Origin of the sequence: Salinibacterium sp. GXW1014 (assembly GCF_044769865.1) — a bacterium.
Lineage (GTDB): Bacteria > Actinomycetota > Actinomycetes > Actinomycetales > Microbacteriaceae > Homoserinimonas.
In genome coordinates, this window is sequence record NZ_JBIZWA010000001.1 from 62840 (window position 1) to 89001 (window position 26162).

Consider the following 26162-nt stretch of genomic DNA (forward strand, 5'->3'; position numbering starts at 1 on the left):
GCGGGTGCGAGTATCGGGGCATGCGCTGCTCCGTCGTGCCCCCGTACCTCCTCGCCCGAATCGCGAAGAGCGATGACCCGCGCTACGCGGCCGCCTCGGAATCCGCACGCCGTTCACTCCTGGTCGATGAACCCATGCGCCGCCAGCGCTGCGAAGTGCCCGCCTCGGCCGACGCGCTGGCACCCGCTCCCGGGATGCACGGCGTCGCGGCAGCGCGTCGCACCATCTACGACGCCGAGCGCACCACGACGCTGCCGGGCCGCATCGTGCGGGAGGAAGGCGACCCGGCGAGCGGAGATGCCGCCGTCGACGAGGCGCACGACGGCCTCGGACACACGCACCGGATGTTCCTTGACGCCTTCGGGCGCGCATCCATCGACGGCCACAACATGCGACTCGACGCCGTCGTGCACTACGGCGATCGCTATGACAACGCCTTCTGGGACGGCAGTCGCATGGTCTTCGGCGATGGCGACGGGCAGGTCTTCGAGAGCTTCACGCGCTCGCTGACCGTGATCGGCCACGAGCTCGCGCACGGGGTCACACAGCACGCGGCGGGGCTCGAGTACCAGGGCCAGAGCGGAGCGCTCGCCGAGTCGATCTCCGACGTCTTCGGCACGCTCGTCGAGCAGTATGCGCTCAGCCAGCGCAGCGACGAGGCCAGCTGGCTCATCGGCGAGGGACTCTTCACCCCGCTCGTGCAAGGGCGCGCCCTGCGATCCATGCTTGAGCCTGGAACCGCCTTCGACGACGACGTCATCGGCCGCGACCCGCAACCTGCGCACATGCGGGACTACATCGTCACGAACGAAGACAACGGCGGGGTGCACCTCGACTCGGGGATCCCCAACCGCGCATTCGCGCTTGCCGCCATCGCAATCGGCGGCAACGCCTGGGAGCGCGCCGGCCAGGTCTGGTACGACACCCTCACCTCGGGGCGCCTCAGCCGCACCGTCACGTTCACGGTGTTCGCGGCTGCGACCGTGGAGGCCGCGGGCGCGCGCTACGGAGCGGACTCCCCCGAGACCCGAGCAGTGCGGGAGGGCTGGGATGCCGTGGGGTGCCACAGTGAACGACCACGAGGTCAAGCTCACCATTGTGCGGAGCGGGGGCTTCGCCGGACTCAGCCGACAATGGAGCGCCGTCATCGACCCGCAGGAACCGGAATGGGAGGAACTGCTCACCCGCATCCCGCGCGACGATGTCGCAAACGACACCGGCCAGCGTGATCGCTTCGTCTACCTGGTGACCTGCGAACCGCCCACGGCCGAGCGCCCCTACTGGCAGTGCGAGGTGCCAGAGGGCCAGTTCACAGGGCCGTGGCAGGACCTGCTCGAGCGAGTGCGGGCCGCGGGGGACAGCGACGGAGACGAGAAACGGGCCGCCACCCGAAGGTGACGGCCCGTCCAAGAAGATCGCGGTGTCATCGGAGACTCCCGAAGGGAGACCGACTCACGACTCCAGAGGTTATCGACGCAGACCGAGGCGCTCGATGAGCGAGCGGTAACGGTTGATGTCGACGTCCTGCAGGTAGCCGAGGAGTCGACGACGCTGACCGACCAGGAGGAGCAGGCCACGACGCGAGTGGTGGTCGTGCTTGTGCTCCTTGAGGTGCTCCGTGAGGTCCTTGATGCGCTGCGTCAGCATTGCAACCTGGACCTCGGGGGAACCCGTGTCGCCCGGGTGGGTCGCGTACTCTTCGATGATCGCCTTCTTGACGTCTGATTCAAGAGCCATAGATGGGATCCCCTTCCTCTCGTTGCGCGGTGCCGGTCACAGGATGTGCCAGCTCTCTTTCTCCGCGGCCGTTCTAACGGCAACTGCGCAAGTCTACCACCGGTCCCTGCCGTCCGCGCCACAGCGTGCACGGATCGTGCTCGCATAGCGTTGGCCGGGTGAGCAGCAGAGAACCCATCTACACGACGGCCATCACGGCGGGGCGCGCCCTGTTCTCCGCCCTTCGACTGAGGCCGCTCGTGACGGGTGCACAGAACCTCCCGGATACAGGCGGCGCGGTCATCGCCATGACCCACTTCGGCTACCTCGACTTCGCCCTCGTGGAGTGGGCAACCTGGCGCCACAACAGGCGGCGCATCCGGTTCATGGCCAAGAAGTCCGTGTTCTCGAAGCCCGTCGTCGGCTGGCTCATGCGCGGGATGCGACACATCCCCGTCGACATGGAGGCGGGCGCCGAAGCCTACGCCGACGCCATCGCGGCGCTGCGTCGGGGCGAACTCATCGGCGTGTTCCCCGAGGCCGGGGTCAGCGCATCGTTCACGGTGCGGGAGCTCAAGACGGGCGCCGTGCGCCTCGCGGCCGAGGCCGGGGTGCCCCTCGTGCCCGTTGCCGTCTGGGGCGGCCATCGCCTGCTGACGAAGAACCGCCGCATCCGCACGAGGGAGCGCTTCGGCGTTCCCGTGTCGTTCGCCATCGGGCGGGCGATGCATCCCACGACGACGGATGACCCGAAGACCGGCACCGAGGCGCTGCGGGAGGAGCTGCGGTGGCTCGTCACCCAGGCGCAGGACGGCTACCCCGACTCGGGCGCGGGGCAGTGGTGGCAGCCGCGTGAAGGCGGTGGCACGGCACCCACGCCGGACGAGGCCGCCCGCGCAGATGCTGAACGCGACCGGCGGCGCCGTCTCGAACGCCAGTCGCGAGAGGGGTGACCTTGGCTGCGCTCAGCCGAGGCTGTCGACGCGGATGACCGGCGAGACGGCCGACACGGGCTCGCGAGCGGGTCCGCGCTCGGCGCGCAGGTGCCGCACCGCGCCGGCGATGATGAGCCCCTGCCCCGCGATGTAGGTGAGCATGACGATGAAGCCCGGCTGCCACAGCTCGACGCTCGGCATGAAGCGGGCGACCGCGAGCACGGTGTCGGAGAAGAGGAACAGGAAGCCGCCGAGCCCCACCGGCACGATTGCGCGCGTCGCCGACACCGCCATGAGCCCGAGGACGATTCCATACGCGGCGAGCGGCCAGACGAGCCAGCCCACGTGGGGTGCGAGAAGCGCGACGAGCGCGATCCACCAGCCCACATAGGCGAGCGAGACGAGCGGGAGCCGCCGGACGGTCAGGTGGCGCACGATGAGGAGCACATAGAAGACGTGGGCCGCCAGGAACCCGCAGAGCCCAGCGAGGAACCACTCCTCGCCGGGAAGCATGAGGGCGATATCGCCCACCCACGACAGTGCGATCGCCGCCGCACCCAGCAGGATGACGGACCGCCGCGCTCCGGCAGCGTTGAGGAGGAACGCGAGGAGCAGGAGCGGCATGAGCAGCGGCTTGGTCAGGGCGACGAGCGCCGCGGCATCCGCACCCCCAGCGACAGCGGCGAGCGCCACCAGGTGCACGGCACCGACGATGGCATAGGGCGCGAAAGCGAGCAGAACGCGGTTCCGCGGGGCGATCTTCATGTCCGAAGCGTAGCGCCGTCGGGGCGAGTGGCGCGCCCCTGGCTCGGGGTGGCGCATCCGCAGTAGCGTGAACGCATCATGACCCAGCGAAGCCGCGACGCATCGACCCCGGCGGGCCGTGCCCTCATCACGGGCGCGACCGCCGGGCTGGGCCTCGAGTTCGCCCGGCAGCTGGCCGCGAGCGGTCACGACCTCGTGCTCGTCGCGCGCGACGCGGCTCGGCTTGACGAGACGGCCGACGCGCTCGCCCGCGCGCACGGCGTGCACGTCGAGGTGCTGCCCGCCGACCTCTCCGTGCGCGAGCAGGTGGACCGCGTCGCGGAGCGCCTCGCAGACGAGGCCTCCCCCATCTCGATGCTCGTCAACAACGCGGGATTCGGACTCACGCGACCGTTCCACGCCAACGACATCGAGGAGGAGCAGAAGCATCTCGACGTGCTCGTGACCGCCCCGCTTCGACTCGCCCACGCGGCCCTTCGGAGCATGCGGGCGCGGCATGAGGGCACCATCATCACGGTCGCCAGCGTCGCCGCGTACTCGCCGCGGGGAAGCTACGGGGCCGCCAAGTCGTGGGTGCTGAGCTTCACCCGCTGGGCCAACCTCGAATACCGCCGCGACGGCGTCACCGTCTCGGCCGTCGCCCCCGGGTTCGTGCGCACCGAGTTCCATGAACGGATGCGCGTGCGCACCGACACCATCCCCTCGCCCCTGTGGCTGCACCCGCCCCGCGTCGTGCGGGCAGCTCTCGCCGGGGCGCGCCGAGGCCGCGCCGTCGTCGTGCCGAGCACGCGCTACAAGCTGATCGTGGCCGCGTCCCGCCTTCTTCCCGATCGTGTCGTGGCGGCAGGCGCACTCAAGCCTCGTCGCTGAAGCCCCCGGCCTCGCTCACGCACCGGAGAGGATCCGAGCCAGGACGATTGCGACGATCGCGAACGCCACAGACGCAGCACCCAGGAGGATCCACAGCTGCCGGGTCAGGCGCGCAGCAAAGACCTCGGCGCGCGCCCGCGTGAAGGCCGCCGTGTCTGCCGCGTCGACGCATCCGGGAGTCACCTCCCGCGCCCACGTCGCGGGCCTCGATGCGGCCTGCACGAGCTCGGCGAGGCGCTCGTCTGTGAGCGTTCGCGGCTGCCGCTGGATCCACCGTGTGAGTGCCCGGGCGTCCACGACCGCCACATCGAGCGGGCGCTCCGTCATCGTGACGGCGCCCGCATCGATTACGGCCAGCACGCCCGTCACGCGCACCTCGCCCCCAGCCTCCTCCATGAGGCAGCGCTCGACGGCCCCAACGGAGTGCCGAGCACGGCGCAGCTCAGGCAGGGGATGCCCCGCAACACGGAGGCCGAGCGCCGACACCACGACCTCCTCCCCCGCCGCATACAGTGCGTGCACCGCGAAGACGCCAGCGGGGCCAACGACGACGTGGTCGATCAGCTTTCCCTCGAAGCTGGCCGACACGGAATGCAGCACAAGGTTGGAGGAATGCAGTCCCGAGAGGCTGCGGCACACCTCGAACTCGCCGGCCGCGGCCCAGAACCACGAGCGGCTCTCGACGCTCAGGGGGCTCCGCCCCAGCAGACGCGCGAGCCAGCCGCGAGGCGCGACCGCCGACTGTGCCTGGAGAAAACTCCGGATGGCAGTGGGGTCGGCACGCACGGCGGCCGCTGTGTCGTCGTCAGTCATGGACCCGTCTCAAACCGATGGTGGAGTGCTCGCCCCGCGCGTCGGGTCGCCCGGCACGGGACCACAGGGGACCCGTGCCAACAGCATCGCCCGAGCCGGGGGTTTGCGGTATCCCCTTGACGGGGGCCGCGGATGAGTGAGGAAAGTTATTGCGGAAGGGGCTTGATTCCCCGCGCGGGGAGGCGCAAGCTTGATGTAGAACAACTCATCGCCCGGAAGAGCCGCACCAAGTGCCGCACCGGGCGATGAGTCCGTTACGGGGTGTTTTCTGCGGCGGAAAAGAGCACCGGCGTCAGGAACTCCCGCACGTCCTCGACCTCCTCCATCGAGATGCCGTGACCGATGCCGTCGTAGCGGCGCCGTGTCAGGGAGCAGTGTGCGGGCAACCAGCGCTCCGTGGCATCCGTCGCCTCCGTCGGGATGACCGGGTCAGCCACATCGCGCCCCCAGAAGAGCGGGGGACGAAGCTCGGCGAGACGGTCATCGGCGGGGCACTCCCCCGGCACGACGAAGCCGGAGAGATTGACGAAGGCGGCGAAACGCTCGGGCGCGAAGCGCATGAGGTGGGTCGCGAGGGCGCCGCCCTGGCTGAAGCCGAGCACGGCGACCGGGCCTGTCGGCGCAACACGGTCGAGCCAGGCGAGGATGCCGCGCGTCGCCGCCGCGACGCCCTCGGCGGAGGGCAGGCCAGGCTGCGCGGGCGGGAACCACGTGAAGCCGCCGCCGAAGAACGGCAGGGGTGCACGCAGGGCCGCGTACACGACACCAGGCAGGAGCACGGGGGCGAGCTGCATCAGGTCATGCTCGTGGGAGCCGCGCCCGTGCAGCAACACCACGAGGGGGCGCTCGCCCAGCGTCTCCCTCGGCTCCGACCACACGACGAGCGAATCGTCGACCTCAAGTGCTTCTGACATCAGTCATCCTCTCCTGTCGGGTGCTGCTCGAGCGGCCCCAGCAGTGCCGTGGCCACGGTCGAGTGCACCGAATCCTCATTGCTCGGGTGGAAGGCACCCGCGAGCACATCGCGCATCAGTCGGCCCAGTTCGTCGCCATTGCGGTACGACCGCCCCCCCGCCACACGCACGGCCTGCTCGACGACGAACTTGGCCGTCTCCGTCGCGCGCAGCCTGACCCCCGTGAGGGCGCGGAACCACTGGTCGCCGCGGTCGACCCCCTCGTCGACATCGCGGGCGACCGCCTCGAGCTGCGGCATGAAGCCGTCGAGCGCGAGCGCGGCATCCGCGAGCTTCCAGCGCGTGTCGGGGTTCTGGTCGGCCGTCAGTCCCGTGCGCTGCGAGCGACGTGCCTTCGCCGCCTCGACCCCGAGCTCGAGTGCGCGTTGACCGACGCCCGCGTAGACGGAGGAGAGCAGCAGCAGGAAGTTGGCAAAGATCGCAAAGACGAGCGGATGCGCGGAGGGCCCCAGCGGGCGCTGGCCGAACACGCGGTCAGCCGGCGCGTAGGCACCCACGAGCCGGGTCGTGTTGCTCTGGCTCGCGCGCATGCCGATCGTGTTCCAGTCGTCGAGGATCTCGACGCCCTCGCATCCGCGCTCCACGAAGGCGTGCACGAGCTGGGGTTCCGCGCCGGAATCGTCCCTGCCGAAGATGCCGAGCCTGGTCCACACGGGAGACAGGCTCGTGAACACCTTCGTGCCCGTGAAGCGGTAGCCGCCGTCGGCGGACGGTTCCGCAGTGGTCGTGCTGCCGAACAGCACGAGGTCGTTGCCCGGTTCGCTGATTCCGAACCCGAAGACCTCACCCTCAGCAGCCTCGCGCAGCACGAAGTCGAGCGTCGAGTCGCCCCGCTCGTGCAGGAGCTTCGCAACCCCGGTCCACACGAGGTGCATGTTGACGGCGAGCGCGGTCGCCGGCGCCGCGCCGGCGAGCCGGGCCTGCTCGCGCGTCGCCTCCAGGAGGGACATCCCCAGGCCGCCGAAGCTCGCAGGCACCAGCATGCGCAGGTACCCGAGCTCCGCGAGATCGCGCAGGTCATCGTGCGGGAAGGAGTTCTCGCGGTCGTGCCGGTCGGCCCGCGAACGGATGGTCTCGAGCAGCTTCGGAGGCAGGATACTCACCCACTCAGCATCCCACGCTGGGGCGAGGCGATACAGGATGCCGCTAGTCCGCCGCCGGGGCGGGCAACTCCCCCACGATCGTGAGCCGCTGCGTCGCCCGCGTCATCGCCACGTAGAGCGCGTTGACGCCCCGGGGAGCCGCCGCGATGCCCGAAGGGTCGACGACGACGACCGAGTCGAACTCGAGGCCCTTCGAATCCTGCGGCGAGATCACGACGATCGGGGTCAGGAGGCTCTCGGAGCCACGCGAGACGAGGTCACCGAAGCGCTCGCTGAGGGCCGCCAGCACCGATTCGAGCGCGCCCTCCATGACGACGACCGCCATGGTGCCCGCCGTCGAACCCGAACGCATCGCCTCGACCGCCGTCACGACATCATCCGCGAACTCGACGGGCCACGGCGTGCTGCGCACGGCCTTCGACGGGGTCACGGGTAGGCCGTGGGCGATCGCGAACTGTTCCGCGACCGAGGCAATCTGGCTCGGGGTGCGGTAGTTGACCGTGAGCTCCTCGAGGCGCCAGCGCGCCGCCTCCGCGCTACGGCCCACGAGCGGGCGGAGCGCCTGTCGCCAGGTCGGCGCGGCACTCGCGGCTGAGCCCTGCGCGATATCCCCCACGATCGTGAAGGAGCGCAGCGGGCAGCGCCGCAGCAGCACGCGCCACTGCATGGGCGAGAGCTCCTGGGCCTCGTCGACGACGATGTGCCCGTAGGTCCACGAGCGGTCGCTCCCGGCCCGCTCCGAGGTGGTCACGCGGATGCCCGTCTCGGCGAAGTTCGCGGCGAGCGACTTCGCGTCGATCATCCCGTCGACCTGCATGTTCTCGATGGCCTGCTCGGCGTTCTCGATGTCGCGCTTGCGCTGCTGCTTCTCCTCCCGCTTGCGGGCGGCGTCCACAGCGTCGAACTCGCCCAGGAGCTCGGCGGCCTCGTCGAGGAGCGGCACGTCCTCGACCGTGAAGGGGGCATCCCGGGGCCTGCGCAGGAGGGCGCGCTGGGCATCCGACCAGGTGGGGGTCAGCTCGGCGAGCCACTGCGGCCGCGCGTAGAGGTCCTGGAGCAGCTTCTGTGGCGTCAGCGGCAACCACGCCGTGTTGAGGGCGACGCGCACGTCGTGGGCCGTGCGCAGGTCTTCCTGCAGCATCGGCAGGTCGGCACCGTCGATCGTGTTGCCCTGCGCCCGCAGCTGCGCCGCCCACTGCTTCGTGAGCTCGCCGAGAGCGGTCTTCACGAAGGTGACCCTGGCCTCGTTGTATGGCTTGCGTGTGTCCCGTGCTCGAGCGATCGCGCGCTCGACCGTCGACGGGTCGAGCATGACGGTGTCGCCATTCACGAGCATGGGCACGGGCGCGGCCGGCACCCGCTGGCGCGAGCGCACGGCACGGGCAATGAGTTCCGCCATCCCGCCGCGCCCCTTGAGCGCGGCGACAGCGGGCTCATCGTTCGCCGTCGCCTGGAGGCCCGGCACGAGGCCGCCCAGGCTTGCCAGCACGACGCCCGTCTCGCCGAGCGAGGGCAGCACCGACTCGATGTAGTGGAGGAACGACGCCGAGGGCCCGACGATGAGCACACCCGAATTGCCGAGGCGCTTGCGGTGCGTATAGAGGAGGTAGGCGGCCCGATGCAGGGCCACGGCCGTCTTTCCCGTGCCGGGGCCGCCCTGCACGACCAGCACACCCGCGAGGTCGGAGCGGATGATGCGATCCTGCTCCGCCTGGATGGTCGCGACGATGTCGTTCATGCGACCGGTGCGTTCGGCCCCGAGCGCCGCGAGCAGGGCGCCCTCCCCCTGGTGTCCGCCGCCCTCCGTGAGGAGTTCGGAGTCGAATATCTCGTCCTCGATGCGCACGACCTCGCGGCCGCGGGAGATGAGGTGGCGTCGCGCCCGCGCCCCCAGGGGCGTCGCCGCAGTCGCCTGGTAGAACGCGCTCGCCTGCGGCACACGCCAGTCGAGCAGGATGGGGCGCTGCTCCTCATCGCGCAGGCCGATACGGCCGATGTAACGGCTCGCCGGGTCATCCGCATCGCCGGATGCTTCGAGCTGCAGTCGGCCGAAGGCGAGGCGCTCAGTCACATCGCGCAGCTGCGCGATGCGGTCCTCGTAGAGCCGCGCGAAGGTGTCACGCTCCGTGCGCCCCTGGTGGGTGCCTCCCCCGCCCTGTGCACGCACGGCCACGAGCTGGCGCTCCGCGTCAGCCCTCAGTTCGTCGAGGCGCGCATAGAGCCCCGACACGTAGTCGCGCTCGTGGTCCAGCCCGTCTTCGATCACTCCGCAGCCCCTCAGAAATTTCCGGCCCTCAAGTCTACGGCACCGGCTGGCAGGCTCAGACGCTCGCGGATCCATCCATTCGTCGCCTCGCGTCGACGATGCGGTCGAGCATGACCGACTCGTCATAGTGCGCGGCGGCGCGGTCCCTGCCGAGCACGATCCGGTGCCGGGCGAAGGCAAGCCGGGTGGCGCTGCGCGCGAACTGCTCGAAGGCGTCGCCGATGCCGTGACTGCGCGCCCACGCAGCCGCGGCCCGACGGCCCTGGCCGGTCGAGAGAATCCCGACCTCCTGTGCGGTGAACCACCCTGCGGCCGCATACTCCTGGAGGTGCCGCATCGTGAGATCGCGCTCCTGCCTCCGCAGGAAGTACACGATCACGAAACCGATGACGAAGAGCGGCACCTGCACCGTGAAGTAGTAGGCGTAGAAGTCGGTGACGAAGAGCGCCGAACCGTTCCAGAAGGCGTGCAGGAGGATCGCCGGCACGAGCCCAAGCGCCGCCCAGCCGACCATGCCGAATGGCGTGGCCCTGCGCGAGGCGAAGCCCATGATCACGCCCGTGCACGCCGTGAACATGACGTGCGCGAAGGGCGACATGAGCCCGCGCATGACGAAGATCTCCCCCACCTCGCCGAAGCCCTGGGCCTCGCCGAGCGCGAGGCCGAAGTACTGGATGTTCTCGGTGAAGGCGAAGCCGACCGCGATCATCGCACCGTAGACGATGCCGTCGACGGGGCCGTCGAACTGGCGACGGACGACCCAGAAGAGGATCAGCAGGCCGAGCGCCTTGCCGAGCTCCTCAACGATGGGCGCCTGCACGACGAGGCTCAGGAACAGCGACCAGAAGCCATCACCGATGCCCACGACGGCCGCCACGAGCTGCACGCCCAGGTCAAAGAGGAGCGCGATGGCCACCGAGGCTGCCGCACCCCACAGGAAGGCGAAGGCGAGTGCACCGCGCGGCTCGGGCTCCCAGCGGTCGATCCACGAGATGCCGAGCAGCACGATCGCGAGGGGAACGAGGGCCAGGATGCCTGCCACGACGAATGCGGTTGCCCCCAGGAACGCGAGCAGGTAGACCGTGACCATGAGCGCGATGAGCGAGAGCACCGCGTAGCCGACGATCGCCCAGACGAGCACGGTGTTGTCGCCGCGCGGGCGCCCGGCCAGCACTGGCTGCGTCGAGTGCAGCACCGGCTGCGGGTTGGCGGCAGGGTGCTCGCTCGCCTGCGAGCCGAAGGTCACAGCTGTTGCTCGCGCAGGATGCTGAGGGCCCGGTTCACGCGATCGCTGAGCCCAGTGACGCCGCGGTTGGCGCGACGCTCAAGCACCTCGATGGCCTGCACGAGCTGTTCGCGCTGCCGCCCGTTCACAACGCCCCAGGCCGCGCGGGCCCTGAGCGAGAGGCGCGCACCGCGTGCCGCGAGCACGGCACTCGCGGCCGGCGGGATGAGCGCAGCAAGGCCCAGGAGGGGCCATGCCGTGACGGAGCTGCCGTCGGCCCGCAGGTCCTGCCCGATCGCGACCCACGCGGCAGCGAGCGCCAGCACGCCGAAGACGATGGGGATGAGCCGGAGCCACCTGGCGATGTCTTCGTGACGCACCGATTCGCGGGCGTCGATCACCTCGAGCTCGGCACGCCAGCGCGCGATGTCATCCTTCGTGACCTTGCGCGCCTTCGCATCCTTGACCCGCATGCGCAGCACGCCGTAGCCCTGCACATCGCGGGTGAGCAACCGCACGAGGCCGACGACTAGCCCGACGGCTACGACGAGGATGACAGCGAGCGCAAGGAGCACTCCCCCCGCCAGCTGCCATTCCTGGTCGAGTACGAGGCCGGCACCGACCGCGATGCCGAAGGCCGGGATGAGCGCCGAGAGCGCGGCAGCGGGAACGACCCAGAAGACCTCATGGGCTCGGCGCCGGGCGAACTGCACATTGCGCGTGCGCGCGGAACGCACGTCGTACCAGGCAGTGCCGACATCAGCGACCTGGAACACGAGGGCGCTGAGCCACAGCACGAGCAGCCAGAGCGTGGCATCCCACCAGAAGTTCATTTCGTCGAAGCTACCCGCTGCGCGCGGGCAAGTCGAGCGGGCACACCGGCCCGGCCGATTGTCAGCACCGCACATGCGACTGCGCGCATATGATGCGTCGCATGGAGTACAGCCGTCACGAGTCGAAGAGCGAGCGGCTCGACCGCAACTGGTCTGAGTTGCTGCAGGAACTGCGCGTGACGCAGACCGGTTCCCAGATTTTGACGGGCTTCCTGCTCACGATCGCGTTCCAGCCCCGCTTCAGTGACCTCGACGCCTACCAGGTCACCCTCTATATGTCGCTCGTCTTCGTCGCGATCGGCACCACAGCCGTGGGCCTCGCTCCCGTCAGCCTGCACCGCCGCCTGTTCCGCAGCGGCGAGAAGGACAGGGTCGTGGAGTGGGCAGACCGCCTCGTCAAGGCGACCCTCGTGGGCGTCGCCGTCGTGCTGGCCGGCACGCTCTCCCTCGTCGTCGACATCGTGCTGGGCCGGACGGCGGGCATCATCGCGGCGATCGCCTGCGTCGCCGTCGTCGTCATTCTCTGGTTTGCCCTGCCTGGCCATCGAGGTCAGCGCGGGGAATGATCGGGATCGCCGAGGTGGTCGGCACGATGCCGCTGAGCCGCTCCGGGCTCAGCACGCGCCGCACCTCCTCCTCCGACATGTAGCCGTTCTCCACCACGAGGTCCGCGATCGACGCAGTGGTCGTCAGCGCCGCGTGCGCCAGCGTCGCAGACGCCACGTAGCCGATGTACGGGGTGAGGGCCGTCACGACGCTGACCGAGGTCTCCACCTCGGAGGCGAGGCGCTGCACATTGGGTGTGATGCCATCGATGCAGTTGATGCGGAGGGTGCGGCATCCGTTGGTCAGCCAGGCAAGCGACTGCAGGATGCTGTGGGCGATGACGGGCTCGAAGGCATTGAGCTGCAACTGGCCGGCCTCGGCCGCCGCCGTCACGGTCGCGTCGGCGCCGATGATGCTGAAGGCGATTTGGTTGACGACCTCGGGGATGACGGGGTTGACCTTGCCCGGCATGATCGACGAGCCCGCCTGCTTGGCGGGGAGGAAGATCTCGCCAAGCCCGGACTGCGGGCCCGAGCTGAGGAGCCGCAGGTCGTTGCAGATCTTGGAGAGCTTGACCGCCGCACGCTTGAGCGTGCCGCTGACCGTCATGAAGACACCCGTGTCGCTCGTGGCCTCGATGAGGTCCATCGCCGTCACGGTGTCGATGCCCGAGACCTCGGCCAGGTGGCGGCAGACCGCCTCCGTGTAGTGGGGCGGCGAGGTGATGCCCGTGCCGATCGCCGTCGCGCCCATGTTGATCTCGCTCAGCAGCGGGATCGTCTCGCGCAGGCGGTCGTGGTCCTCCACGAGCGTGTTCGAGAAGCCCGTGAACTCCTGGCCGAGGGTCATGGGAACGGCGTCCTGCAGCTGCGTGCGGCCGACCTTGACGATGCCCGCGAACTCTGCACCCTTGCGCGCGAAGGAGTCGGCGAGCATCCGGTGCTCCTCGAGGAGCCTGCGGATGCCGAAGACGAGCGAGAGCTTGACGGCGGTCGGGTAGACGTCGTTGGTGCTCTGGCTGCGGTTGACGTCGTCGATCGGGTGCAGGTGCTGGTAGTCACCGCGCTCGTAACCCATGAGCTCGAGACCGCGGTTGGCGATGACCTCGTTCGCGTTCATGTTCGTCGAGGTCCCCGCGCCACCCTGGATCACGCCCACGACGAACTGGTCGTGCAGCGCTCCCCCAACGATCTCCTCGCAGACGCGCTCGATGATGTCGGCCTTCTCGGGCTCGAGGGCGCCGATCTCCCGGTTTGCACGCGCCGCCGCCTGCTTGACGCGCGCAAGGGCAGTGACCAGATCGGGGTACACGTAGATGGGGCGCCGCGTGATGGGGAAGTTCTCAAGCGCGCGGGCGGTGTGGATGCCCCAGTAGACATCTGCCGGGATGTCACGCTCGCCGAGCGAATCCCGATCAATGCGTGTGGGGCCCGCCATCTCGTCGTCGACGTCGCCCCCAATAATGGTGACAGGTGCTGTCACCGCGGGCTTGTCGGTGTCGTCTGAAGGAATCGTCATCGTCTTCTCTCTCACGCCCGGTAGGGATCACCAGATGGCGCTTGAAAGCCTAGCAATCCGGGCCGTGAAGGCGGCGTGACCGTCGGTACCGCGCCCAGGTCGCGGGCACGCCTCCCTGGCTCGCGCAGCCGCACTGGCCCCGTCCGGGGGCCACGGATGCCCGGAACGACGGGGAAGTAGCCCGAAATTGGCCATGTCGCAGGTGGCCCTCTTGCCGCTACTATTCTCGGAACGCACCAATTGATTAGTCTTTCTCACTCTCTGGCGTGCCTGGGGAGCGGGGATCCAATGCACGACAGCAGTTTTCCTGGGGGACAGGGCCCGCTCCATTCGGAGCGAGCTGCATAGAGAGGGTTAACGCCTTGCTAGATGATGACGTTGTGACCGTACCCGCCGGGTGGTACCCGGACCCGATGGGACTCCCACAACTTCGTTGGTGGGACAACCACTCGTGGACCGAGTTCACGTCTGCCGCGCGCACGCCACTGATCGTGCAGGACGAACCGCGGCTGGCCTATGCCGACGATGACCTTCCCTCGCGGCGTTCCCAGCGCGAGCAGCGCACGGCCGCGGACGGCGCCCGGCAGCAGCCGATGTCCAAGGCGGAGCTCATGTCGACGCTCAAGGAGCTCGAGCCGCCCAAGCCGCAGCAGATCGAACGCAACCAGCCGGCCCCCGATTTCTCCGCCGACGAGGCGGCTGCTGATGCTGCACGCCGCGAGGCGGAACAGCGCGAAGCGCAGCAGCGCGCCGCCGAGCAGGAGGCCGCCCAGCGTCGGGCCGCCGAGCAGCATGCGGCACAGCAGCGCGCGGCACAGCAGCAGGCACAGCAGCAGGCACAGCAGCAGGCACAGCAGCAGGCCTACGAGCAGCAGGGCTACCCGCAGCCCGGCTTCGGCCAGCAGCAGCCCGGCTTCGGCCAGCAGCAGCCCGGATTCCAGCAGCAGCAGGGCTACCCGCAGCAACCAGGGTTCCCACAGGGCTACCCGCAGCAGCCGGGCTTCGGCCAGCAGGCGTACCAGTCGGCACCCGTCGGCGATCCCTTCGCCGACTTCGTGCAGGCGCCGGAGGAACCACGGTCCGCGCGCTCCTCGGTCAACTACAGCGATGCGCCGAGCTTCCCGCAGCCGCACGGCCCGGGTCAGTCCTACGGCGACCCGGCAGCGCAGGCGCAGTATGCGCGGCCAGAAGAGCCGTACGCCTACTCCCGTTCAGCACAGCGACGCCTCGACCGCTCGCAGGTCATCTACACGCCCTCCGTGTGGGCCCTCGCGATGCTGCCGCTCATGGTCATGGTCGTGATCCTGCTCGTGGTGTCGTCGGGTGCCCAGGCGGTGCCGCCCGTCGTGACGCTCGCGATCTACGGCGCGGCCTACGCCGCGGCGGTCGTGCTGGCGTTCTTCGATCGCCGCTCGCTCCTCACGGCAGGCCACCGGGCACCCGCCCACTGGGCTCTCGCCTTCCTGACCGCGCCCGTCTACCTGGTGGCTCGCTCCGTCGCGACCAACAGAGAGTTCGGCAAGGGCATGACGCCGATCGTTGTCTGGAGCTCGCTCCTCGTCATTCAGATGCTCTCCGTGCTTGCGGTTCCCGGCATCGTCATCTCGGCCCTGCCCGAGGTCTTCAAGGCCGAGGTCGAGCAGTCCATCGCAAACGATGCGGCGATCGTCGGCACGACCCTCGACGTCGAATGCCCGAACCCCGCCGTGCAGATCGGTGTGCAGTTCACCTGCGTCGGCACGACCGAGACCGGAAACCAGGTCGAGATCGCGGTCAGCCTCCAGCGCAGCAACGGCTGGATCGACTGGCGCGTCGACTCGCAGATCTGGAAGTCGGGCGCACTCGGCTAGTCCGTCATCCACACGCCAGAAGGGGCCGCATCCACGTGGATGCGGCCCCTTCTGTGTGCCGGCAGGCCAGGCAGGCGCAAAGAAACGCACGTCTCGCTGAGCGAAAGGGCGCGGACATGCCCGTGGGCGGTGAGCGCGCAGTGTAAACACCACGCGGTCACCGCTCGACGAATGCGCAATCCCCCGTGCAGAATCCCTGAGAGATTTCGGGCCTCTTTCCCAACTGCACTGCTCACGAGGGCCGGGTAGGGGGCCTTGTCGGTGTCGGCCTGACAGTCGCGGTCAATACCCCCGTATTCCGCGACGGGCCGACACCGGCCCCGCTACCCGGGTTGCCCCGTGTTGCGTTGCTGCAAGACTAGAAGAATCCGACCGTGTGGTATGCCCCCACTTCGGGGTGTCCCCCGACGGGTGTCCGCATTAAGGAGGACACGCTGACCAGGGGTTTCGCATGCACGATCGCCCCAGCGTCACTCCCCGATCGCCGCCCGGAGGAGCGCCACGAGTGCCTCGACCTGGATCTCCGAGGCGTCGACGATCTCCTCGTCACTGCCATCGAGGGCACGTGCCGCGAGGCCCGCCTTGCTGTCGATCAGCTCGGCAATCTTGGAGTCGATCGTCTGGGCTGCGATGACTCGCCACGCCGTGACGGGCTCCTCCTGGCCAATGCGGTGCACCCGGTCGATGGCCTGGGTCTGCTCCGCCGAGGTCCAGCTGAGTTCCGCGAGCACAACGTTGGACGCGGCCTGCAGGTTGAGCCCCACGCCAGCCGCAGTGAGCGACGCGACGACGACCGAAACCTCGGGATCGTCGTTGAAGGCGTCCACCTCCGCCTGCCGCTGCGTGGCCGTCTGGTCGCCACGGATCGACACCGTCTTGAGCCCGCGACGCGCGAGGGTCTCCTCGGCCGCGTCCATGACGTCAATGTGCTTGGCGAAGAACACGACCTTGCCGACGGAGCGCGCGAGCTGTGCCGTGTAGTCGGCAGCGAGCACCGCTTTCGCCTGGCCGATGCGACGAACCATGCTGAAGACGTTCTCGCCCGTCGTGGACGACTTCGACTCCTCGAGTTCGGCACGGGCGACCATGCGCATGAGTTCGTGGCTCGGGGTGTCGCTGCCCTCGCGCGAGGAAACGAGCGAGAGGTAGCGGTTCTTGAGCCGCTGGCCGAGCTCGCGCTCCGCCTCCTTGATGCCCCGGCCGAGGTCATCGTCCAGCTCGACCGGGAGGTCGGCGATGCGCTTCGACGGCAGGTTGGAAGCGACGTCGAGCTTCTTGCGCCGCACAATGCCCATGTCGATGACAGCCTGCCGCGCCTGGGCGAAGAAGCCGAAGTCCGCCGGCGTGAGCCCGGTCTCCTCAAGCTTGGCCATGAGCTCGAGCGTGGGCTTCTCGCCGTCGATCCAGCCGAGGAACTGCCAGATTGCCCTGAAGTCCTCGATCGTGTTGATGAGCGGGGTGCCCGTGAGGGCGATCATGAGGGCGCGCGGCCGTAGCGAACGGATGCTCTCGGCGAGCGAGAGCACGTGGCGCGAGCGCTGTGACTCCCTGTTCTTGATGAAGTGCGCCTCATCGACGACCATGCCCTGGAAGCCGAGCGTGCGAAGCCATCCGACGTGCCGGTCGAGCACGTCATAGTTGACGATCACGACATCGGCGTAGGCATCCAGGTCGTCGCCGTCGCCGTGGATGACGGTCGCCGTGCGGTTGGGGGTCCAGCGCTCGACCTCGCGCGCCCAGTTCATCTTGACGACATTGGGCACGACGACGAGCAGCGGGTAGGAGTTGGTGGCGGATGCCGCGAGCAGCGCCTGCGCCGTCTTGCCGAGGCCCGGCTCATCGGCGAGCAGGTAGGTGCGGTGACCTTCCCTCGCGCTCGCGACGAACTCGGCCTGGTGGTGAAAGAGCTCGAGCCCGCCGGGAACGCGCCGGTCGCCCTGCGTGGGCTCGGGAAGCTCCATGCTGGCCACGTTGCCGCCGGAACCGTACTCGAACGCCCTGAAGAGGGGGTCGAGGAGTTCCCAGTTGGCGAGGCGCCGCGTCTGCGGCACGGCCTTCGGCACGACCGAGAAGTCGGGGGCGAGGAAGGGGTTGCTCAGCTGGCGGGAGATGACCGAGCGCGGCACTACCTTCTTCTCCGCCTCAGGGGTGGGTGCGGGCGTTTCGGCCGCAATGATCAACTCATCAGGGCTGAGCTCGGCGCCGGATGCCATGAGCATGTCGCGACGCAGTTTGCGCGCGGCATCCGAGACAGGCGCGTCCTCCGCGAGAAGGGCGATGAGCGAGGTGTCGCGTGCCGCCGCCTTGGCGAGGATCGTCGCGACACCGTCGAGACGCTTGAGGAGCTCGGCGCGGTCGGCATCCGAGACCTCGGTGTCGCTCTTGGCCCGCGCACGTTCCTCGCGCATCAGGAGGGCGATCACCTGGAACTTGGTGCGGTTGGCGGGCGAGACCCTGCCCCGCTCCGCCGCATTCTCGATCTCGCGTACGGCGCGCGCCAGCACAGGGATGATGCCGGCGTCGTCGCCAGGGCGCACGCGACGCTGGGTCGAGCGGCGGCCAGATCCCTTGGATGGGGTGCGTGACTTTCCGTTGATGGTGTTGCCTTCCGAACGGCCGGAGCGGGCCATGTTCCTCCTGAATCGGCGGATGCCGAGGTATTCACGCCGAGAAAGGTCGAACCCGGCTGCACCGCACCGTGTGGTGCGCCCTTCGAGTCGCTGCGAAGCGGGATCAGCGTCGCCCTCGGGGCAGCGATTCCAGACTCAAGCAACGTGAGAACACGGTCGAGACGGTGAACGGAATCGTCAGCGCACTTTCCAGTTTAGTGCACGGGACGCAGATCGCGCACCGCTGGACCTTCAAGTCGGGTGCCATCGGCGGCAAATCGTGAGCCGTGGAGGGGACAGTCCCAGCTCAGCTCGGCATCGTTCCACTTGAGCACGCCACCCATGTGCGGGCAGACCGCGCCCACCCGCATGAGCTCTCCCGCGACGCGACAAGTGCCGACGGGCGCGAGCTTCGGTCCGCGCCCCACCACACCCTGGCCTTCCGTTGGATCAGTGGGGCCCTGCAGGAGCGCCTGCGCCCAGCCCTTGACGGCGTAGACGCCCTCGGCTGCTCCCGCACCGATGACAGCGCCGACATCCGCGAGGCTGACCCCGTGACGGTAGAGCTGCTGTGCCCACGGCATGTTGCCGCCCAGCAGCAGGTCGGAGAGCGCGAGGGCCGCGCCGACAGCATTCGTCATGCCCCACTTGTCATACCCCGTCGCGACGAAGACGCGACCGCGACCGCCCGGCATGGGGCCCACGTAGGGAACGCCGCTCACCGGTTCGTAGTCCTGCGCCGCCCACGTGTGGGTGCGCTCAGCCCCCGGGAAGTAGCGCTGCGTCCACTCCTCGAGCCCGTCGACCGCCGCCTGCTCCGAGCGAGTGCGGCCCACCGTGTGGCCGTTGCCGCCCACGAGGAGGCGCTCCTCTCCCCCGACCGGGGTCGTTCGCAGCGAGCGGGTCGAGCTGTCGAGCGAGAGGTACATGGCCTTGGGGATGTCACCGGGCACACGGTAGGCGAGGGCATAGGAGCGTTGCGGCTTGAGCTTGGCGAAGTAGAGGCCGCGGTCGAAGATCGGGAATCCCGTCGCGACGACGATGCGTCCCGCCGTGACCTCCCCCGCCGAAGTACTCAAGCGCACAGAGGGGCCCGCCGACATCGAGGTCACACGCACTCCCTCATGGATGACGCCGCCGTGGGCGACCGTGTCTGCTGCGAGTTCGTCGAGCACGTTCATGGGGTCGAACTGCACTTGGTCGGCGAGCCGCATGACGGCGGTCGTGTCGAACGGCAGCTCCTCTCCCCCGTCCGCCGTCACCGGCAGGCCGAGGCTGAGCGCAGCCCTGAACTCCTCGCGCACCTTCCGTGCGCCCTTCGCGGTCGTCGCATAGGTCACGGCATCCCGCACCTGCACCGGCACATCGTGCGCCTCGCAGTAGCGCAGGAGCCACTCGCGGCCCTCGCGGTTCCCCGCGACGTAGGCCTCCGCCTGCTCCCTCGTGCGGTGCTTCAGCACGGTCGAGAGCCGACTGCCCTGCAGGAGGGAGAGCTTGGCCGTCGTGTTTCCCGTCGTCACGGCGCCGATATGGCGCGCCTCGAGCACGCCGACCGCGAGGCCGGCGCGGGCAAGCAGCAGTGCGGTCGTGAGCCCCGTGAGGCCCGCCCCGATGACAGCGACGTCATAGTGTGCCCCCTCGGGGAGCGGCGTCGCGTGGGGTGAGACGGTCGGCCGGGTCTCATCCATCCAGATCGATCGCATGCTGCCTCCTTGAACCGTGCGGGTCTGCCCTGCAGGCTTAGCACGACACGCTTCGCCTTCACTGGGACTGCTGGCAGCCCCAATAGAGTCGGCTCGTGAGCACCTACACCGCACCGGATGCCGCAGCCGCTGTCTCTCGCCTGCAGTCACTCATCCGCATTCCCACCGTGTCGCACCTCGATGAGGCGGAGGTCGACTGGGAGCAGTTCCGCCGCCTGATCGATGTCCTTCCCGGGCTGTACCCGCTCACGCACGAGCATCTCGACCGCGAGCTGGTCGCGGGCCACTCGATGCTGTATCGCTGGGCCGGGCGCGAGGAAGGCGCTCCATCCGTGCTCATGGCCCACTACGACGTCGTCGCCGCGAGCGACGAGGGGTGGCGACATCCGCCCTTCTCGGGAGAGATCGTCGAGGAGGGCGGCCAGCGGCTCATCTGGGGCCGGGGAACCCTCGATGACAAGGGCAGCATGGTCGCCATCCTGGAGGCGGTCGAGGGGGCGCTCGCGGAGGGATTCCGTCCGCTCCACGACATCTACCTGTGCTTCGGGCATAACGAGGAGACTGCGGGTGATGGGGCCGCGCGCGTCGTGGACCTCTTGGAGTCCCGCGGTGTGCGCCCGCGGCTCGTGAGCGACGAAGGCGGCGCTGTCGTCGAGGGGATCTTTCCCGGAGTGGACGACCCCATCGCGGTCGTGGGCGTCGCTGAGAAGGGCATCATGTCGCTCGTGCTGACAGTGGAGCAGCAGGGGGGCCACGCCTCCACTCCCCCGCGGCTCGCGGCGACGGCTCGCCTGGCGCGCGCCATCGTCGCCCTCAACAAGCGCCCCTTCCGCGCTGGCTTCACTCCCACGAACCTCGAGATGATCCGAACCCTCGGGGCCCACGCGCGCAACCCGCTCCGCTTCGCCTTCACCAAGCTCTGGCTCACGAAGCCCCTGCTCCTGCTGCTCTTCAAGCGGCTTGGTGACGAGACGGCCGCGATCGTGCGCACGACGCAGGTCGTGACGCAGCTTGATGGCGCGATGGCGGCCAATGCGCTCGCGGAACGCGCCACGGCGACCGTCAACATCCGCATCGCGATCGGCTCCTCGGTGGCTGAGGCCGTGGAGCACGTGCGGCGCGCCATCGATGACCCGCTCGTGCGCCTCGAGGCGCACGGCCCATCCGAGCCGTCGCCCGTCTCGCCGACGAACGGTGCCGCCTGGCAGGCGGTCAAGGACTCAATCGAGGAGACCTACCCCGGCACGATCGTGACGCCCTACGTCATGCTCGGCGCGAGCGACAGCAGGCACTTCACGCGCATCAGCGACCATGTCTACCGCTTCAGCCCCTTCGAGATGTCAAAGGAGGAGCGGGGCACCCTGCACGCCAAGAACGAGCGGATGCGCGTCGACACCTTCCTGCGCGGAATCGAGTTCTACGGGCGCCTCATCGGCCGTCTCTGACGTGCCAGGAGGGGCCGCTTGCTATGAGGGCTCGCTGAGCCTGATCGCCTGGATCGGCCGGCTCATGGGCGGCAGGTCGCGGAGACGCTCGACCGCTGGGAGAAGCTCATCGAGCCACACCTCGTAGCCCGTCGGGCTGAGATGCAGGCCGTCATCCGTGAGTTCCGAGCGCAGGGCACCTTCCTCTGTGGCCATGCTCGGCCAGAGGTCGAGGTAGTGGGCGCGCACCGTGGAACAGAACTGTCGGAGATGGATGTTCGCGCCCTGGATCGCAGGCGCGAACTCCGCCGTCCTCGGCATGATCGACTGGAGAAGCAGCCGCACGCCGGGCAATTCCCGCCGCAGGTGCACGAGAGCAACCTCAATATTGCGCACGAGATGCTCCACCGAACGGCGCATGCCAAGGTCGTTCGTGCCGACCAGCATCAGGATCTCTTCGGGCTGCGCGGCCACGATGTCATCGATCTGGGCGAGCACGTCATCGCTCGTGTACCCGGGAACCGCGAAGTTGGTCGACTCGGCGTCAGGGAACCACGCATCCCAATCGCCGTTCGCGGTGATGCTGTCGCCGACGAAGGCGATCTTCCGTTTCGGGTCGTGCTGTTCGCCCATCAATCTGTCCTCTCACCGCTGCCGAACATCCTGCAACCACTCGCTGGGAGAACGCCAGACGCCCGCGGCGCTGTGATCCCCTAGGTTCCCGGTGCAGTGTCAGCGAGCCAGCCGTCGAGCGAGGAGGGCGTATCGGTGATGATGCCGTCGACCCCCATCGCGAGCGCCTCGGCCCAGCTCTCCTGCTCGTTGAGCGTGTAGAGCAGGATGCCGAGCCCTGCGTCATGCAGCAGGTGCACTGTCTCGGGGGCGACGGCAAGCGCCTTGGGGTTGGTCACGAGAGCGATCGCGTGGTGGGCGTGCACCTCAGCCACGGCATCCTTCGGGAGTTCCCTCGCGAGGACGAGCCTCGGGATGTCCGGCGCGCCCGCGAGGAGCTGCTGGAGCGTCTCGGGTTCGAAGCTCGCGGCAACCGTTCGGTTGCCGACGCCGTGCTCGGAGACGAGCGCGGCAACCGCCGCGATACCCTCGGCAGGCCACACCCCCTTGAGCTCGATCATCGCCTTGGTGCGGGATGTCGCGAGCAACGCGAGGAACTCGTCGAGCGTCGGAATCGTGACGCCCGTGTACTCACTCGAGTACCAGGAGCCTGCATCCAGCCGACGCAGTTCCGCCAGGGTGAGCGAGTCGACGCGCCCCGTGCCATTCGTCGTGCGGTCGACCGTCTCATCGTGGATGAGCACTGGCACGCCGTCGGCGCTGAGTCGCACGTCGACCTCGACGAAGACCATGTTGCCCTCAAAGGCGCGCTGCACCGCGGGGAGTGTGTTCTCAGGTGCCTCAGCGCGGTCGCCGCGGTGACCGGCGATGAAAGCGGGATCCCCTGGCGCCCGCAGGGTGCCGAACATGCTCGCCGCCTGGGTCTTGGTGGCCGCCGGGCCTAGCACGAGCACCAGCACGAGGGCCAGCGTGATGCCGGATGCGGTGAGTGCGCGCCTGCTCCGGGCGAGCAGGAGGACTGTCGCCATTGACGATCTCCTGAGGTCGGGTGACCCCACGGTGTGTGGGGTGTGCCCCCACCATATACGGCCCCGTTACCGTTTTGTTACTTTTTGACCTGGCCCCACTTCGGGGGACGAACACGCGCCCAGGCGACGGCACCCGCTGCAAGGGCGGCGAGCAGCACGCCGCCAGTGACCAGGAGCGGGTAGGCGCCCGACGCGCCGTCCTCACTGGTCGAGCGGCGGTCCGCGCGATCGTCGCTCCTCGTGCGCGGCTCATCCTTGCCCGCCGTGCTCGCGGCTTCTTCCTCCGTCTCGGCGTCCGCATCTGCGGCGGGCCCGTCTTCGGCAGGCGCCTTCTCGGCAGGCGCCTCCTCGACAGGGGCCTCTTCCACGGGAGCAGGGGCAGGCTCGACCGGGGCGGGAGCCGGCGCTGGAGCGGGTGCTGGAGCGGGAGCCGGTACTGGGGCCGGCGCAGGAGCGGGGGCAGGCGCGGCCGCGGCGGCTCCCTGATACTTCGCGAACACCTGCACCGACCAGGTGGTGCCGCCGGCGGCGATGTGGGCGATGCCGATATCCGTGTAGTCACCGAGGATATTGGCCCGGTGCCCGGGAGAGTTCATCCACCCGGAGTGCACGGCGGACGCATTGGGATAGCCCTGCGCCACGTTCTCGCCAGCAGCCTGCCAGCCGGGCGGGATCTGCGAGGCGTAGGACGGGTTGTGGGCGAGGGTGCCTGTGGCCGCCATGTGCTGCGCCCACCCGAGGGCCACCTGGCTGAGCGAGCCGTTGAGCGTGAGGGGGCCGAGGCCAGCGGACGCGCGACTCTGGTTCGCGAGCGCGTGGATGGTGCCCTCTTCCGCTGCCGAAGCGGGGCTCGAACCGCCGAGCACCGCGACCATCGTGAAGAGCGCAGCAACCACCGCCGCCCAGAGCGAGCGCTGCGCAGTGTCTTTGCGCGCGCGAATATCCATGAGACCCACCTGCTTGTACCCCCGAGACCAAAACAAGGGGACAACGCTACGTGGGGCTTATGCAAGCGCCCTGTGTGGCACCCGTAAGGAGGCTGAACTCAGATGAGCGATTTGGTATGCCAGACCGTCTTCGTCTCGGTGAAGAACACGACGCGCTCGAGCGACGGGGCAGGCACGCCGACCTCGGGGCGACGCACGCGCATGAGCGTCTCCGCCGCCGCGATCTCGAGGTCCACCCAGTCGAGGTTGCCCGCACCCGCGAGGTCGATCGCGTTGACGTCGGCGTGGCCCGCCAACCAGGGGGCGACCTCGCTCGCGGAGCCCGTGAGCACGTTGACGACACCACCGGGCACGTCACTCGTCGCGAGCACCTCCGAGAGCGTGATGGCGCTGAGCGGATGCTGCTCGCTCGCGACCACGACGACCGTGTTGCCCGCCACGAGCGCTGGGGCGACCACGCTCGCGAGGCCCAGGAGCGAGGACTCCTGCGGTGCGATGATCGCGACGACGCCGGTCGGCTCGGGGGTCGAGAGGTTGAAGTAGGGGCCGCTGACGGGGTTGCCGTTGCCGGCGACCTGCACGTACTTGTCGGCCCAGCCCGCGTACCAGACCCAGGTATCGATCGCGGCGTCGACCTGGCGGCCCGCCTCCCGCTCCGACACGCCCTCGGAGCGGCGAACCTCGTCGATGAACTGTGCGCGACGCCCCTCGAGGAGCTCGGCGATGCGGTAGAGCACCTGGCCACGGTTGTAGCCCGTTGCGCCGGCCCAGCCGTCGAGCGCCTTGCGCGCGGCGACCACCGCGTCACGGGCATCCTTGCGCGAGGCCTTGGCGGCATTCGCGAGGAACTCGCCCTTCGCCGTCGCGACCTCGTAGGTGCGACCCGACTCGCTGCGGGGGAACTTGCCGCCGATGTAGAGCTTGTAGGTCTTGGGGATCGTGAGGTGCGACATCACTTGGCGCCCTTCTTGGTCGTGGTGGCGGGCAGGGCCTGCTCGGGCGACGCGACGGAGGCATCCCATCCCGAGGACTCGAGGTATGCGGCGAGGCCGTGGCGGCCACCCTCGCGGCCGTAGCCGGACTCCTTGTAGCCGCCGAAGGGGCTCGCGGGGTCGAAGCGGTTGAAGGTGTTCGCCCAGACGACGCCCGCGCGCAGCTTGTCGGCAACCGCGAGGATGCGGCTGCCCTTCTCGCTCCAGATGCCGGCGGAGAGGCCGTAGGGCGTGTTGTTGGCCTTCGCGATCGCCTCCGCGGGCGTGCGGAAGGTCAACACCGAGAGCACCGGGCCGAAGATCTCGTCGCGGGCGATGCGGTGGCTCTGCGAGACGCCCGTGAAGATGGTCGGCGCGAACCAGAAACCCTTCTGCGGCAGCTCGCACGCGGGCGACCAGCGCTCGGCACCCTCCTGCTCGCCGATCGCGCTGAGCTCGCGGATGCGTTCGAGCTGCTCGCGGGAGTTGATGGCGCCGACATCCGTGTTCTTGTCGAGCGGGTCGCCCACCCGAAGGGTTGAGAGGCGCTGCTTGAGACGCTCGATGACGTCGTCGTGGATGTTCTCCTGCACCAGCAGGCGGGAGCCCGCGCAGCACACGTGGCCCTGGTTGAAGAAGATGCCGTTGACGATGCCCTCGATCGCGGCGTCGATGGGGGCGTCGTCGAAGACGATGTTCGCCGCCTTGCCGCCCAGCTCGAGCGTGAGCTTCTTGCCGGTGCCGGCGGTCGACCGGGCGATTGCCCTGCCCACGGCGGTCGACCCCGTGAACGCCACCTTGTTGACGTCGGGGTGGTTGACGAGGGCCGCGCCCGTGTCTCCCGCGCCGGTGATGATGTTGACGACACCCTTCGGCAGGTCTGCCTGCTGGAGAATCTCGGCGAAGATGAGCGCCGAGAGCGGCGTGGTCTCGGCCGGCTTGATCACGACCGTGTTGCCCGCCGCGAGTGCGGGGGCGATCTTCCACGCGAGCATGAGCAGCGGGAAGTTCCACGGGATGACCTGGGCCGCGACGCCGAGCGAGCGCGGGTTCGGGCCCATGCCCGCGTGGTCGAGCTTGTCGGTCCAGCCCGCGTAGTAGAAGAACCAGGCGGCGACGAGGGGCACGTCGACGTCACGGCTCTCCTTGATCGGCTTGCCGTTGTCGAGGCTCTCGGCGACCGCGAGTTCGCGCGAGCGCTCCTGCACGAGCCGCGCGATGCGGAAGAGGTACTTGCCGCGGTCGGAGCCGCTCAGGCGCGACCAGGTTGTCTCGTAGGCGCGACGTGCCGCCGCGACCGCGAGGTCGACATCCGCGGCGTTGGCGTTGGAGATGGCGGCGATGTGCTCCTCCGTCGCGGGAGAGATCGTCGCGAAGCCGTCGCCACGTCCGTCGACAAACTCGCCGTCGATGAAGAGCCCGTAGGACTCGCGCAGGTTGAGGATCGCCTTCGACTCGGGAGCCGGTGCGTATTCGAGGAATGACATGGTGCG

The 26162-nt window shown here is 69.0% G+C and carries 23 protein-coding genes; 7 read left to right on the plus strand and 16 right to left on the minus strand.

Features of this window, described 5'->3' with window-relative positions; all coding sequences use genetic code 11:
* Positions 1–20: 20 nt before the first annotated feature.
* Positions 21–1229 (plus strand): M4 family metallopeptidase, encoded by a 1209-nt coding sequence (locus ACIQK7_RS00330; protein ID WP_403020065.1) that lies wholly within the window; start codon positions 21–23, stop codon positions 1227–1229.
* Positions 1147–1398 carry a hypothetical protein gene (locus ACIQK7_RS00335; RefSeq protein ID WP_403023888.1) on the plus strand — a complete coding sequence of 84 codons (252 nt, stop codon included), beginning with the start codon at positions 1147–1149 and terminating at the stop codon, positions 1396–1398. The genes ACIQK7_RS00330 and ACIQK7_RS00335 overlap by 83 nt, the downstream gene beginning before the upstream one ends.
* A 69-nt stretch (positions 1399–1467) precedes the next feature.
* Here the strand turns inward: ACIQK7_RS00335 and rpsO are convergent, their stop codons facing one another.
* Positions 1468–1737 (minus strand): 30S ribosomal protein S15, encoded by a 270-nt coding sequence (gene rpsO / locus ACIQK7_RS00340; protein ID WP_403020067.1) that lies wholly within the window; start codon positions 1735–1737, stop codon positions 1468–1470.
* A 158-nt stretch (positions 1738–1895) separates the two neighbouring features.
* On the opposite strand from rpsO, the gene ACIQK7_RS00345 reads away from it, so the two are divergent.
* The gene (locus ACIQK7_RS00345) at positions 1896–2669 is read left to right on the plus strand and encodes a lysophospholipid acyltransferase family protein (protein ID WP_403020068.1); all 774 of its coding nucleotides are present in this window, start codon (positions 1896–1898) and stop codon (positions 2667–2669) included.
* Between the two features lie 12 nt (positions 2670–2681).
* On the opposite strand, the gene ACIQK7_RS00350 is transcribed toward ACIQK7_RS00345, so the two are convergent.
* Positions 2682–3416, minus strand: a complete 735-nt coding sequence (locus ACIQK7_RS00350; protein WP_403020070.1) for a lysoplasmalogenase — start codon at positions 3414–3416, stop codon at positions 2682–2684.
* Between the two features lie 78 nt (positions 3417–3494).
* Here ACIQK7_RS00350 and ACIQK7_RS00355 point away from each other — a divergent pair, with 78 nt between their 5' ends.
* Complete coding sequence (locus ACIQK7_RS00355) at positions 3495–4286, plus strand: SDR family NAD(P)-dependent oxidoreductase (RefSeq protein WP_403020071.1); 792 nt, start codon at positions 3495–3497, stop codon at positions 4284–4286.
* A gap of 15 nt (positions 4287–4301) precedes the next feature.
* Here ACIQK7_RS00355 and ACIQK7_RS00360 read toward each other — a convergent pair whose 3' ends face one another.
* From ACIQK7_RS00360 to ACIQK7_RS00385, 6 genes are all read right to left on the minus strand, one after another.
* Positions 4302–5099, minus strand: a complete 798-nt coding sequence (locus tag ACIQK7_RS00360; RefSeq protein WP_403020072.1) for a nuclease-related domain-containing protein — start codon at positions 5097–5099, stop codon at positions 4302–4304.
* Between the two features lie 254 nt (positions 5100–5353).
* Positions 5354–6013 carry an alpha/beta hydrolase gene (locus tag ACIQK7_RS00365; protein WP_403020074.1) on the minus strand — a complete coding sequence of 220 codons (660 nt, stop codon included), beginning with the start codon at positions 6011–6013 and terminating at the stop codon, positions 5354–5356.
* On the minus strand, positions 6013–7176 hold the full coding sequence (locus ACIQK7_RS00370; RefSeq protein ID WP_325210166.1) for an acyl-CoA dehydrogenase family protein: 1164 nt from the start codon (positions 7174–7176) through the stop codon (positions 6013–6015). The genes ACIQK7_RS00365 and ACIQK7_RS00370 overlap by 1 nt, the downstream gene beginning before the upstream one ends.
* 43 nt (positions 7177–7219) lie before the next feature.
* A complete protein-coding gene (locus ACIQK7_RS00375) occupies positions 7220–9442 on the minus strand; it encodes a HelD family protein (RefSeq protein ID WP_403020076.1) in 2223 nt (740 codons plus the stop codon).
* Between the two features lie 55 nt (positions 9443–9497).
* Positions 9498–10688, minus strand: a complete 1191-nt coding sequence (locus tag ACIQK7_RS00380) for a PrsW family intramembrane metalloprotease (RefSeq protein WP_403020078.1) — start codon at positions 10686–10688, stop codon at positions 9498–9500.
* Positions 10685–11500, minus strand: coding sequence for a hypothetical protein (locus ACIQK7_RS00385; protein ID WP_403020080.1), 816 nt, complete (start codon positions 11498–11500; stop codon positions 10685–10687). The genes ACIQK7_RS00380 and ACIQK7_RS00385 overlap by 4 nt, the downstream gene beginning before the upstream one ends.
* A gap of 101 nt (positions 11501–11601) precedes the next feature.
* Between ACIQK7_RS00385 and ACIQK7_RS00390 the strand changes: the two genes are divergently transcribed.
* Positions 11602–12066: a DUF6328 family protein gene (locus ACIQK7_RS00390; protein WP_403020082.1), complete on the plus strand. Its 465-nt coding sequence runs from the start codon at positions 11602–11604 to the stop codon at positions 12064–12066.
* Here ACIQK7_RS00390 and ACIQK7_RS00395 read toward each other — a convergent pair.
* Entirely contained in the window at positions 12017–13483 is a 1467-nt protein-coding gene (locus ACIQK7_RS00395; protein ID WP_403023891.1) for an aspartate ammonia-lyase, read from the minus strand. The two genes, ACIQK7_RS00390 and ACIQK7_RS00395, sit on opposite strands and share 50 nt — an antisense overlap.
* Before the next feature lie 461 nt (positions 13484–13944).
* Here ACIQK7_RS00395 and ACIQK7_RS00400 point away from each other — a divergent pair, with 461 nt between their 5' ends.
* The gene (locus tag ACIQK7_RS00400) at positions 13945–15414 is read left to right on the plus strand and encodes a DUF2510 domain-containing protein (protein WP_403020083.1); all 1470 of its coding nucleotides are present in this window, start codon (positions 13945–13947) and stop codon (positions 15412–15414) included.
* A 470-nt stretch (positions 15415–15884) separates the two neighbouring features.
* Here ACIQK7_RS00400 and ACIQK7_RS00405 read toward each other — a convergent pair whose 3' ends face one another.
* Both ACIQK7_RS00405 and ACIQK7_RS00410 read right to left on the minus strand, forming a co-directional pair.
* The gene (locus tag ACIQK7_RS00405) at positions 15885–18044 is read right to left on the minus strand and encodes a DEAD/DEAH box helicase (RefSeq protein WP_403020084.1); all 2160 of its coding nucleotides are present in this window, start codon (positions 18042–18044) and stop codon (positions 15885–15887) included.
* A 194-nt stretch (positions 18045–18238) separates the two neighbouring features.
* Complete coding sequence (locus ACIQK7_RS00410; RefSeq protein WP_403020085.1) at positions 18239–19726, minus strand: FAD-dependent oxidoreductase; 1488 nt, start codon at positions 19724–19726, stop codon at positions 18239–18241.
* A gap of 95 nt (positions 19727–19821) precedes the next feature.
* On the opposite strand from ACIQK7_RS00410, the gene ACIQK7_RS00415 reads away from it, so the two are divergent.
* Positions 19822–21171: a M20/M25/M40 family metallo-hydrolase gene (locus tag ACIQK7_RS00415; RefSeq protein WP_403020088.1), complete on the plus strand. Its 1350-nt coding sequence runs from the start codon at positions 19822–19824 to the stop codon at positions 21169–21171.
* A gap of 21 nt (positions 21172–21192) precedes the next feature.
* Here ACIQK7_RS00415 and ACIQK7_RS00420 read toward each other — a convergent pair whose 3' ends face one another.
* From ACIQK7_RS00420 to ACIQK7_RS00440, 5 genes are all read right to left on the minus strand, one after another.
* Positions 21193–21783 (minus strand): GDSL-type esterase/lipase family protein, encoded by a 591-nt coding sequence (locus tag ACIQK7_RS00420; RefSeq protein ID WP_403020090.1) that lies wholly within the window; start codon positions 21781–21783, stop codon positions 21193–21195.
* 80 nt (positions 21784–21863) lie between these two features.
* Positions 21864–22751: a glycerophosphodiester phosphodiesterase gene (locus ACIQK7_RS00425; RefSeq protein WP_403020092.1), complete on the minus strand. Its 888-nt coding sequence runs from the start codon at positions 22749–22751 to the stop codon at positions 21864–21866.
* Between the two features lie 77 nt (positions 22752–22828).
* Complete coding sequence (locus ACIQK7_RS00430) at positions 22829–23698, minus strand: CAP domain-containing protein (protein WP_403020094.1); 870 nt, start codon at positions 23696–23698, stop codon at positions 22829–22831.
* Between the two features lie 98 nt (positions 23699–23796).
* On the minus strand, positions 23797–24651 hold the full coding sequence (locus ACIQK7_RS00435) for an aldehyde dehydrogenase family protein (protein ID WP_403020096.1): 855 nt from the start codon (positions 24649–24651) through the stop codon (positions 23797–23799).
* Positions 24651–26156 (minus strand): aldehyde dehydrogenase family protein, encoded by a 1506-nt coding sequence (locus tag ACIQK7_RS00440; RefSeq protein WP_403020099.1) that lies wholly within the window; start codon positions 26154–26156, stop codon positions 24651–24653. Before ACIQK7_RS00440 ends, ACIQK7_RS00435 begins: the two co-directional genes overlap by 1 nt.
* Positions 26157–26162 lie beyond the last annotated feature (6 nt).